Source organism: Prevotella sp. P3-122, assembly GCF_002251365.1.
In the GTDB taxonomy this organism is placed as follows: Bacteria; Bacteroidota; Bacteroidia; order Bacteroidales; family Bacteroidaceae; genus Prevotella.
Genome location: NZ_NPJH01000072.1, coordinates 1 through 10,365, shown reverse-complemented (window position 1 = coordinate 10,365; position 10,365 = coordinate 1). Strand labels below are relative to the sequence as shown.

Genomic DNA, 10,365 nt, shown 5'->3' with positions numbered 1-10,365 from the left:
CGCGGAAGGTTGACTGGAAGACAGAGCGTCTGATACTGAGTTTGGCTGTTCTGCCGACCAAGCCCTACAACACGACGACACACGAGAACTACCTGTCGTTTGTATGCGGCGAGCTGGATGTGTATGATTTGAATACGGGTGAGCTGATGAATCCAGACGACTTCGTGGACAAGAAGACCGGTGAACCGAAGGAACTGAGCGAGAGCACGATAGCGAACTACCTGAACAAGCCTGCGAACAAGCTGCTGATAGAGCAGAAGCTGACGAGCTGGACGACATTCATGCACGAGCAGATGCCTCACGTTCACCGCCATGGCGGTCAGTGGTCGTTGAGTCAGATAACGATGGACGACGTGGACCTGACTCGGAAGCTGAAGGACACGAAGCAGCGGGTTCATGCTTACTATGCTTACGATGTGGTGAGCCAGTGCGTGGTCGGTGCGAGTTATGCGCGTCAGAAGGACGATGACCTGGTAGTGGACTGCTTCCGAGAAATGTTCCGCCTGTGCGCCAAACAGGGCTGGGGTATGCCGGCAGGTATTGAGGTGGAGAACCACCTGATGTCGAAGTACAAGGACGGCTTTTTGCAGGCCGGTGTAGCGTTCTCTTGGATACGCTACTGTGCGCCTCAGAACTCCCAGGAGAAGTATGCGGAGCCGTTGAACGGTGCGAAGAAGCGGAGCGTGATCCACAAGAACCACGAGGGCATCGGCAGGTTCTACGGCAAGGGCAAGTGGAGGCAGGAATACAAGAAGGTGAGCGATGAGTGGAACGACACCTACGAGGACAAGGAGTATTTCGGCTTTGACGAGTTGGTGGCAGATGACCGCAAGGACAACTGGGAGTGGAACCACCAGTTGCACCCGAATCAGAAGATGTTTCCCGGCATGACGAGGTGGGAGGTGCTTTGTGAGTGTCTTAACCCTAACCTGCAACCGTTGGACAAGGTGACGTTGGCGCGGTATATCGGTGAGAGGGTTGAGACGAGCATCCGGAGGAACTCGACAGTGAGGGTATGCTACGAGGACTGGTGGCTGAGCGACACGAGTGTCCTGGAGCGTCTGAAGCCAAACGACTACAAGGTGACTGCCTACTACATGCCTGACGGAGAAGGCAAGCCGACGGAGGTGTATATCTTCCAGGGCGACAAGTATATCGACACTGTGGAGAAGGTGGAGACTTACAACAGGGTGATGGCCGAGCAGACTGATGAGGACACGGTGAAGTACATCGAGCAGCGGAAGAAGATTGCGAAGTTCGGCAAGTATGTGAGGGAGCATGAGATTGAGCGTGTGGGGGTGATGCGGAAGACCTCTTTGCCCTCCCGTGAACCAGAACCTGAAGAACTGGAGGCAGTTTCGGTGGTAGGTCAGCATATAGAAGAAAGGCCTGTATTTGAAACGACAGAGAGCAGGGCTTTTGAGAGTTTATAGAAGCCCCCCTGCCCCCCGGTGGGGGGTATGGATAAGATAGAGGAGATAGAGGAGATAGATAAGATAGAGGAGATAGATAAGATAGAGGAGATAGAGGATGTTGAGGAGGTTGAAGAGGTTGACGGTTGAGGTTTGAATAGAGTTGTAACACCATTAAAACGGCATTATAATATGATTAGTAAAGAGATTAAGGGGCGGATATTGAGCGCCATCGAGTTGAATAGGTCTAATTACCCGAGCGACGCTAAGCACGCATCTGCTTTGGGTATATCGGCAAGTGTTTACCACCAGCTGAAGAAGGGCCAGTTGGAGAAGGCTCTGAGCGATGCGAACTGGGTTAGGATTGCGAGGAGGCTTGATGTGAGTCTTAGGGATAGCATCGAGTGGAAGGGTGCGAGAACGGAGACGTTCAAGTATGTGACGACTCAGTTAGAGGTATGCCAGGAGCGTAGCCTTAGCGTGATATTGTGTGACGTGCCGAATATCGGCAAGACGTTCACGGCGAGATGGTATGTGAACGAGCACCGGAATGCTGTGTATATAGACTGCAGCCAGGTGAAGACGAAGCGTGCGATGGTTAGGAAGATCGCGAATGAGTTTGGTCTTGACGGTGGCGTTAAGTATCAGGATGTTTATGAGGACCTGGTGTATTACCTGCGTTCGATGGAGCGTCCTTTGGTAGTGTTGGACGAGGCTGGTGACTTGCAGTATGAGGCTTTTTTAGAGCTGAAGGCATTGTGGAACGCTACGGAGATGTGCTGCGGGTGGTACATGATGGGTGCTGACGGTCTGGCAGCAAAGATCAAGAGGAACGTTGAGGGTCGGAAGGTGGGCTATGCGGAGATATTCTCGCGTTATGGCGGGAAGTACAGCCGGGTTACGCCTGAGCAGGAGGACGACCGGAGGGAGTTCCTGTTAGAGCAGGCTCGTGTCGTGGCGAGGGTGAACGCCCCCGACGGCTCGGACATCGGCCAGATAGTGAGGAAGAGCGGTGGCGGTCTTCGTAGGGTATATACTGAGATAGAAAAGATAAAGAGAGGGTTATGAAGCGAGCATACAGTCCGAGAGAGATAGTGAAGAAGACGTACAAGACTCTTCCATGGGGCGGTCGTTGGGCGGAATGCTTCGGTTTGCCTGAGGAGCGTGCGACGTGGTTCATCAGCGGTGCGAGCGCGAATGGCAAGAGCAGTTTCGTGATGCAGTTGGCCTACGAACTTACCAATTACGGTCAGGTGTTGTACCTGAGTTATGAGGAGGGTTTGAACCAGAGTTTCCAGGAACGAGTGATTCGGCATGAGCTTGACAAGCGTCAGGGTTGGTTCCGGGTGGTGACGAACGACACGATGAATGACTTGATGGAGCGTCTGAAGAAGCGTCACTCGGCGAAGTTCATCATCGTGGACTCTTTCCAGCTGGCTCATTGGGATTATCCTGAGACGGAGTCGCTGGTGCGTTCATTTCCGCGGAAGTGTTTCATCTTCATCAGCCAGGAGGAGAAGGGCCAGCCTATGGGCAAGCCTGCCAAGAAGCTGCGTTATCTGGCTGACGTGAAGGTGAGGGTTGTAGGTTTCCGGGCTTACTGTCAGGGGCGGTTCAATCCCGATGCGGGCAATAGTTTCGTGGTATGGGAGGAGGGAGTGCTGCGGACGACGAACAATGTATAGTTTAAGGGGGTGTAGGTTTTTGTAGGTTTTGTAGGTTCTGTAGGGAGATAGAGGAGATAGAGGAGATAGATAAGATAGAGGAGATAGAGAACATTAATAATAACAATAAACAAAGGAAGATATGGAACGTAAAGAAAGAGTTTATATCAGCGGTGCGATAGCGCACCATGATATTGTTGAGCGTAAGGCTGCTTTCAAGGCAGCCGGCTGTTACCTGAGCCTGAAGGGTTACGATGCAGTGAACCCTTTTGACAACGGTGTTTCGGATGATGCTGACTGGCATGAGCACATGCGTGCTGACATACGTATGCTTGTTGATTGCGACGCTATCTACATGCTTCGTGGTTGGGAGCAGAGCAAGGGTGCGAAGCTTGAGCTTGATGTGGCGAGCAGTTGCGGTCTGACGGTGATGTTTGAGGGGATGGAGTTTGTTGGTTATAGAGTAGATGTGTGATGATTGATTACTGATTACTGATTATTGATAAGATAGAGGAGATAGATAAGATAGAGGAGATAGATTATGGAAGAGAACAGGAATTATGGATGGTTTTACGGTTTGCTGAGAGAGCTGCCTTTCGATGGTGACCGTGATGAGCTGAAGCGAATACTGGTGAAGCAGTATACATTTGGCAGAACTGCGAGCGTTCGTGAGATGACAGCCGGTGAGTATGGTAGTCTGTGCAGGGCTTTGGAGCGTGAGGTTGGCAGGTGTGAGCGCCGTAAGGTTGCGGGTGCTTTATTGCGTAAGCGGCGGAGCATGTGCCTTAAGCTGATGCAGGAGCTTGGTGTGGATACTACTTCCTGGTGTCGTGTTGACGCTTTCTGCGAGGATGTGCGTATCGCGGGCAAGCGTTTTGCTCGTCTGAGTGATGATGAGTTGGTTGCCCTTGGTAGGAAGCTCCGGACGATAAAGCGTAAGGGCGGTCTTGGGCGTAAGACTGAGGCACCGGGAACGTTGCTTGATGTGAGCGGACTGGAGAAGATGTTGATGAGTGTGGGTGAGGCATGAGGAAAGCCCCCCTGCCCCCCGGTGGGGGGTATAGAGGAGATAGATAAGATAGATGAGATAGATATTGGGGATTATCCTTATTAATAATAATTTAATTTTTTTAGAACTATGGCAACAAAAAGACAAAAGAAGACCGTTGTGACGGGAGTGAGCCGTGATGCGGCAGAAGAGGCGTTCGCGCAGTATGCGAAGGCAGACGCCCAGATTGAGAAAATCAACGCTGAGATAGACCTTCAGTGTGCGAAGATCAGGGAGAAGCACCAGCAGAAGTTGGGTGAACTGATGTGCGAGCGTGAGTGCGCCTTCGACACGCTCCAGACCTACGCCACTGAGAACCAGGCGGAGCTGTTCATGAAGAAGAAGAGCCTCGACATGTCGCACGGCGTGATAGGGTTCCGTACCGGCACACCTAAGCTCAAGACACTGAAGGGCTTCACGTGGGCGAGTGCGTTGCAGCTGGTGAAGGAGTTCCTTCCGCGCTACATCCGCACGACTGAAGAGATAGCTAAGGACAAGCTGCTTGCCGACCGTGACGAGGAACTGAACACCCCCGACGGGAGCATCCGCATGACGGAGGGGATGATGCGCTGTGGCATCCAGGTAGTGCAGGACGAGACATTCTACGTAGAACCGAAGAAGGAGGAAGCGTTGTGAATGCCAAGCCCCCCTGACCCCCGGTGGGGGGGTATAGAGGAGATAGAGCAGATAGATGAGATAGATAAGATTGAGTAGATAGAATAGATGTTTAATGTTTAATTTTGGACACCAGTATGGAGAAGCGTAGAGGACTGAGTTACCAGAAGCGAGTGATGGAGATAAACCGGATTTATGACAGCAAGTGCCGCAGCGGTTTGTCGAACCGTGAGATATGGCGCAGGTACATCTATCCAGTGTATGCGATCAGCGAACGTACTTTCTACAATATGCTGAAGGCAAGCGCAGATGAGGGTAAGGCATTGCCGAAGCATAGCTTCACCCAGCTGGTGTTCAATTTTGGGGAGATAGAAGCCCCCCTGCCCCCCGGTGGGGGGTATAGATAAGATAGAGGAGATAGAGGAGATAGAGGAGATAGAAGGTTTAAGGTTTTGAGGTTTTAAGGTTTTGAGGTTTTAAGGTTTTGAGGTTTATAGGTATGGGAAATGTAATGGATGAGATGAGGCGTAGGATACTGCGTGACATTCAGGTTGAGCTTAGCGAGGAGTTTGACCGGAACTTCGAGCGTCAGGGTTTTTTCGGTGAGTCGTGGCAACGCAGCCGCCGGTCGGCTGATGGTGGCGGGAGCACTCTGATAGATACAGGTAGCCTTCGTCGTAGCCTGAGGAGCCGTGTTCGTGGTGACGGTGTTGAGTTCTGGAGCGACCGTCCGTATGCTGGCATCCACAACGAAGGCGGTGAGATAGTTGTGACAGCGCGGATGAAGCGTTTCTTCTGGGCAAAATACTACGAGGCCCAGGGCGGTCTTGGCAGGAAGAAGGACGGGAGGCTGAGCAATACGAAGAAGAACCGCCGTCTGAGCGGTGCTGCAGAGTTCTGGCATCAGATGGCTTTGAAGAAGGTCGGTTCGAAGATAGTGATACCACGTAGAATGTTCCTTGGTTGGTCTGCTGGCGTGTCGAAGATAGTTGAGCGTGTGATAGATGAGGAACTGGAGCGACTTGAAGCCCCCCTGCCCCCTGGTGGGGGAGTATAGAGGAGATAGAAGCCCCCCTGCCCCCCGGTGGGGGGTATAGATTAGATAGAGGAGATAGAGGAGATAGAGGAGATAGATGTATTTACAATAATAATAAAATGATATAGTTATGGTACGAAATGAGTTTTATAAGGATTTCTATGCTGAGTGCCGGCGGCTGTTGCCTGAGGTGAAGCATATCAGCTGGTGGAACCACAATGTGGAGTTCATCGATCAGGAAGAGGCTTGGGAGTGTCCGGCTGTTTTTGTTGAGTTCGGAGATATAGAGTGGAAGAAGGTGGTTGAGGGCAGCTATGTAGGTAAGGGCGAGGTGAGGCTTCACGTTGTCACGAACGTGAGTGCCGGTTTGGAGCACCAGTTAGAGAACATCGTGACTGGTATGTGGGTATCGAGCGTTGTCCTGGGCATGAGCGGCAGTGAATACTACAGTCCTTTGAGATTGTTGTCGACGTTGACGAACCACAACCATGAGGAGCTGATTGAGGGCATCGAGGTTATTGAGATGACGTGGATCCGTGAGCGCCCCGACCTGATGACGCGTGAGATAAGACTTCCGTCGGTTCTTGGCAGAGAGGAGGTGTCGGAATGAGCTGTAGTTTTCATTTCAAGCTGTTCGGAGTTTACTTCTATGTGTCACGTGTGAGACTGAAGCGTCGTAGGGAAACGGAGCGTACGAGCGTTCGCAAACAGATGAAGCGTCTTCGCTGGGTGCTTTACCGTGAGCAGGATGGTTGTTGCGGGCTGTGCGGCAAGCAGTTCGGAATGGATGTGATGGAGATTCACCACAAGGAGCCGGTGAGCGTCCGTCCAGAGCTGATGCTGAAGAAGAGCAACCTGGTGCTGCTATGTCCGAACTGCCACTGCGGTGTTCACAGGGGAGAGAGGAAGGTGATTGATGATTGATTATTGATTGTTGATGATTGTTGTAGGTTTTGTAGGTTCTGTAGGTTTTGTAGGTTTTGTAAGTAGATAGATGAGATAGATGGTTGAAAGAGTGAAAAAAGAAAAAAAATCCGCTGCTTTGTTTGGAAGTAGCGGATTATTTTTGTAATTTTGCGGCAAAGCAATGTATCAAGTTATCCTTCGTCCGCTATTGCGAGACACACGAGGAAGGCGACGGGTGCATTGCTTTTATTTTTTATAGGCTCTTAGTATGTGCATGAAATTCCCATCTCTGTTACACTTTACTTTTATTTCTACTCTATAGCAATCGTCAATAATCTCATAAACCTTAAAGAACGAATCTGTATGATCAATACTTTCCTCATGTGGGTTTATAAGCCTTGCTTTTGTGATAAGAATGTGAGCTTTCTTGGCATATTCAAGTTTTAAAGGATATATTGGATCGTTTTGATATTTGTTGATTGTCTCATTGTAGAAAGAGCGTTTTATAATAATGTGAGTGCCGTCAGTTGCTTTAACTTCAATTCGTTTAGCAGTGTTTTTGCCAAAGGGTACAGTAGGTAAATTGTCTTTATACCAATTTTCAAGAGACTTCTTTGCGTTAGCAATCTTTGAGCGGCTAACTTTTTCGTCTATTATTCCATTTTCCATTTGACGCATAAGCTGGCAGGCAGCACACAGTTCGTTCTGAGGAACGAACGCGAGATCGAGTTTTCCCTTTGCTATGTCGCAGTTGTTGCACTGTTTGATGGTGTAGGGGTTATAGTCTGGGAAAGTTTTCTGCTGCTTTCCGGGATTGAACTGGAACATTCGTTTGGTGTCCTTGAGAGTAGCCTTAGCTCCCCTTGCCATTGCCTGGTCGTGTGGTGTCTGTTTGTATTTCCCTTTCCTGACCTCAACGACGGTGCAGCGGCAGTTCCATCCGTTAGGCGGGTAGTATGTGTCCCAGAAGGAGTCGTTCTTAGGTAGAGTCACTCCGTTGAGTTCGGCATGTTCGGGTCTGACCTTGGCGTCTCCTGCGGTCCGGTATTGTAGCAGGTATCTGTCGGAGTCGTCGAATTGTTCCCATTTGGCAGCCATGTCGGCAGCAGCGTGTGCGAAGTTGTATTCCGCCCTGAGGTAGTTTCGGTTGTATGTGTCATGTATTGTTCGAACGTCGTTGAAAAATCGTTCGAACGGTTTTCGAACGCCGTTCTCGTCGATGAGTGATGGGAAAGCCTCGTTGAGCTCATGGAAAGTCTTGATGCCGGAGAAGATGTAGTCAGACTGTTGCAGGCTGCTTCTGAGTTTGTCGGACATGGGCGTATCCTGAAAAGCCGAGTCGAGAATGGCAGCATGTTGGGTGATGAATTGCTGTACGCTATCTTCGGCGAGAATTTGTATGTTTAGTTGCGCCCCCTTCTGTTGGTGGAGGGTTCGCATGATGTTGCGGAAGAGTTTTGATAGAGTAGATAGATTAGATAGAGTAGATAGCTGAGTGTGGTCTGTGATGAGAGCGGCATAGCGGAGGTGTAGCCCCAGATAGTCTCTGGGGCTCAGTCGAAAAAAGGTGTAAATTCGCCCTGCCCCCCGGTGGGGGGGAAGCCCCCCTGCCCCCCGGTGGGGGGTGTGTGTAGATTAGATAGAGGAGATAGATGAGATAGAGTGGTTTGATGGGTTTGAGAGGTTTGAGAGGTTTGATGGGTTTGAGAGGTTTGCGGGGTTGTAGTGGTATTTTTGGCAGGTACTCCGTATTTGTTTGCGAAGTATTCGGGGTCTACGTCGTATCTGTCTGCAATCATTGTTTCGTATGCGAGCTGCTGCTCTGGCGTGTAGTCGACGGAGTAGTCCCATTCGAACCTGAGGTTGTGGAGTGGAAATCCGTGTCTGACCATTCTTGGTAGCAGCTGGTTGTTGATGATGTCGCGTAGCATGTCAGCATCAGCGTCGACGAGGTTCTGGAATACCTGCAGGTGCGTCTGCGACTGTGAGAGTGACGATCCGTCCTCGATGGTCATGGTCTGTCCGATGATGAGCTTTGAGAGTTCGGAGTTGGCGCGTTCTATCCGTTTGTCGTATACGTTGAATGCGTCGGCCTTAGCCGTTTCGAGGAGTTCGATGTCTGTTCCGATTGGTGCAACCATAGTGAGCGATGCTCCAGCGTTGCGGAGCATGTCCTCTATTTGCTTTATTTCGTTGGAGTCACGTGAAGACGTTCGTGCTATTCTCATAGGCATTCCGAATATTTCTCCGAAAGCGTCCCAGAAAGCGAGCATGTTCTTCTTAGGTATGGTCTGCGTTGCCGCCTTGAGTAGGAGTCCGAGGTCATCAGGCTGTCCTGCCTCGATGAGCCATTCGCTGTATGGCTTTTCATGATAGTCAATGCCTTGTGACCAGTGCTGCGCGAGGTTCTGGAGTATTCGGTGTTTCTCTGGAACGACGTGCTTTCTTGGTATGAGGTTGACGGCATCGTAGGATATGCATCCGTCTCCGTCGGTGGTGATGGACCCGAGTTCGATGAGTGAGTGTCCGTAGTACCTGCTGTCGAGGCAGTGTCGCAGCAGGTTCTTGAACCATGTCTGGTCGAGGTAGTGCTTAGCTTTGTCGATGTCGTTACCGTTCTGGTCGACGAGTTTGAACGATCGTGCCATGACGAAGTCCTCTCGTTGTGAGATGCATCCTGAGAGGTGTAGGTCGATGTGTGCGTCTCGGTAGATGTCGTATAGCATCTGCCTGTTAGGGTTGTCTACGCTGATAGCCTTCTGCCATGCGTGTCTCCAGTCTGCGATGTCGCGCCTTGTGAGTGCATCGGTGTATCGCTGTAGCTGTATGACCATTTTCTGAATTCTCTTACGGTCTGTTTGGTTTGCGAGGCTGATGTTGCCGTATGGTGTGTGCAGGGTGTTGTCTTGCCTTGCGAAGATGCTGTTGATGTAATTGATGATGTTCATATTGATTGTTGATTAGAAGCCCCCCTGCCCCCCGGTGGGGGGTGTTGAGGGTGTTTGGGGTTTTACCAGTAGTGGTTGAGCTTTGGTTCTGCAGCCCAGTTGAGTGATGATGGTGATGAACCGTCTGTTGTTGCAGGTTGTGGTAGGTCAGGTAGTATTTTTCCTGCCTGTATACCTTGGAGGGTCTTGAGAGCCCGCTCGTATCTTTCCTTTCTGATGTCGGTACCCATTTTCTGTGGCAGTGCCGCAGCCATGTGGTACAGCGCGATGTCGCACATTATCATTACGATGAGCCTGTTGCGGTTGTCTTCTTGTGCGGCGAATACGGCTTGTGTGTCGTATCGTGGCCTGAGATAGGATGCAATTTCCTCCTGTGCCTGATACTCGGCGTTGGTTCTGACCTCCTGTGAGGTCTGGCTTATGACCTTGAGTGCGTTGTCGCCTATGACGGTCTTGTAGTCTTTTTCTGTGATGAACATAGTTGATTATTTTTAGATTTAGAAGCCCCCCTGCCCCCCGGTGGGGGGTGTTGAGGGTGTTTGAGGTGTTACCAGGAGTTCTTGGGTGATTTGCGTTTGGAGAATCTTGGCTTGAATGCCGCCTGGCGTGCCGTTCGCTGTAGGATGCTGATAGCTCCCTCGTCGGCATCGGGTGCATCATCGTTTCCTGCCATTCCCTTTTCGAAAGCGAGAGTCTGCTCGAGTCCCGCCTGCATGTCGGTGTCGTCCTTCTGGGA

13 protein-coding genes and 1 pseudogene are annotated in these 10,365 nt (G+C 50.8%); 10 read left to right on the top strand and 4 right to left on the bottom strand.

What is annotated here, in order from left to right:
* The 10 genes from CIL02_RS11260 to CIL02_RS11215 form a co-directional block, all read left to right on the top strand.
* The coding region (locus tag CIL02_RS11260) for a hypothetical protein (RefSeq protein ID WP_240513656.1) at positions 1-1,433 on the top strand (1,433 nt) is incomplete at its 5' end.
* Positions 1,434-1,604: 171 nt separating this feature from the next.
* Positions 1,605-2,480 carry an ATP-binding protein gene (locus CIL02_RS11255; protein ID WP_094401771.1) on the top strand — a complete coding sequence of 292 codons (876 nt, stop codon included), beginning with the start codon at positions 1,605-1,607 and terminating at the stop codon, positions 2,478-2,480.
* Positions 2,477-3,097 (top strand): bifunctional adenosylcobinamide kinase/adenosylcobinamide-phosphate guanylyltransferase, encoded by a 621-nt coding sequence (locus CIL02_RS11250; protein ID WP_094401769.1) that lies wholly within the window; start codon positions 2,477-2,479, stop codon positions 3,095-3,097. Before CIL02_RS11255 ends, CIL02_RS11250 begins: the two co-directional genes overlap by 4 nt.
* 121 nt (positions 3,098-3,218) lie before the next feature.
* Positions 3,219-3,551 carry a DUF4406 domain-containing protein gene (locus CIL02_RS11245; protein ID WP_094401767.1) on the top strand — a complete coding sequence of 111 codons (333 nt, stop codon included), beginning with the start codon at positions 3,219-3,221 and terminating at the stop codon, positions 3,549-3,551.
* Between the two features lie 66 nt (positions 3,552-3,617).
* Positions 3,618-4,106 (top strand): hypothetical protein, encoded by a 489-nt coding sequence (locus CIL02_RS11240; RefSeq protein ID WP_094401765.1) that lies wholly within the window; start codon positions 3,618-3,620, stop codon positions 4,104-4,106.
* A gap of 108 nt (positions 4,107-4,214) precedes the next feature.
* Positions 4,215-4,760, top strand: coding sequence for a host-nuclease inhibitor Gam family protein (locus CIL02_RS11235; RefSeq protein WP_094401762.1), 546 nt, complete (start codon positions 4,215-4,217; stop codon positions 4,758-4,760).
* Between the two features lie 116 nt (positions 4,761-4,876).
* Positions 4,877-5,146 (top strand): hypothetical protein, encoded by a 270-nt coding sequence (locus CIL02_RS11230; RefSeq protein WP_094401760.1) that lies wholly within the window; start codon positions 4,877-4,879, stop codon positions 5,144-5,146.
* 92 nt (positions 5,147-5,238) lie between these two features.
* The gene (locus tag CIL02_RS11225; RefSeq protein ID WP_094401758.1) at positions 5,239-5,796 is read left to right on the top strand and encodes a phage virion morphogenesis protein; all 558 of its coding nucleotides are present in this window, start codon (positions 5,239-5,241) and stop codon (positions 5,794-5,796) included.
* Between the two features lie 109 nt (positions 5,797-5,905).
* Positions 5,906-6,385, top strand: a complete 480-nt coding sequence (locus tag CIL02_RS11220; RefSeq protein ID WP_206073493.1) for a hypothetical protein — start codon at positions 5,906-5,908, stop codon at positions 6,383-6,385.
* Positions 6,382-6,699, top strand: coding sequence for an HNH endonuclease (locus CIL02_RS11215; RefSeq protein WP_094401756.1), 318 nt, complete (start codon positions 6,382-6,384; stop codon positions 6,697-6,699). The genes CIL02_RS11220 and CIL02_RS11215 overlap by 4 nt, the downstream gene beginning before the upstream one ends.
* A gap of 228 nt (positions 6,700-6,927) precedes the next feature.
* Here CIL02_RS11215 and CIL02_RS11210 read toward each other — a convergent pair whose 3' ends face one another.
* The 4 genes and pseudogenes from CIL02_RS11210 to CIL02_RS11195 form a co-directional block, all read right to left on the bottom strand.
* Positions 6,928-8,121: a phage minor head protein gene (locus CIL02_RS11210; RefSeq protein ID WP_094401754.1), complete on the bottom strand. Its 1,194-nt coding sequence runs from the start codon at positions 8,119-8,121 to the stop codon at positions 6,928-6,930.
* Between the two features lie 113 nt (positions 8,122-8,234).
* The gene (locus CIL02_RS11205; protein ID WP_094401752.1) at positions 8,235-9,629 is read right to left on the bottom strand and encodes a DUF935 family protein; all 1,395 of its coding nucleotides are present in this window, start codon (positions 9,627-9,629) and stop codon (positions 8,235-8,237) included.
* A 62-nt stretch (positions 9,630-9,691) separates the two neighbouring features.
* Complete coding sequence (locus CIL02_RS11200; RefSeq protein ID WP_094401749.1) at positions 9,692-10,108, bottom strand: phage protein Gp36 family protein; 417 nt, start codon at positions 10,106-10,108, stop codon at positions 9,692-9,694.
* A gap of 68 nt (positions 10,109-10,176) precedes the next feature.
* Positions 10,177-10,365: pseudogene (locus CIL02_RS11195) on the bottom strand (hypothetical protein); the annotation flags it as partial.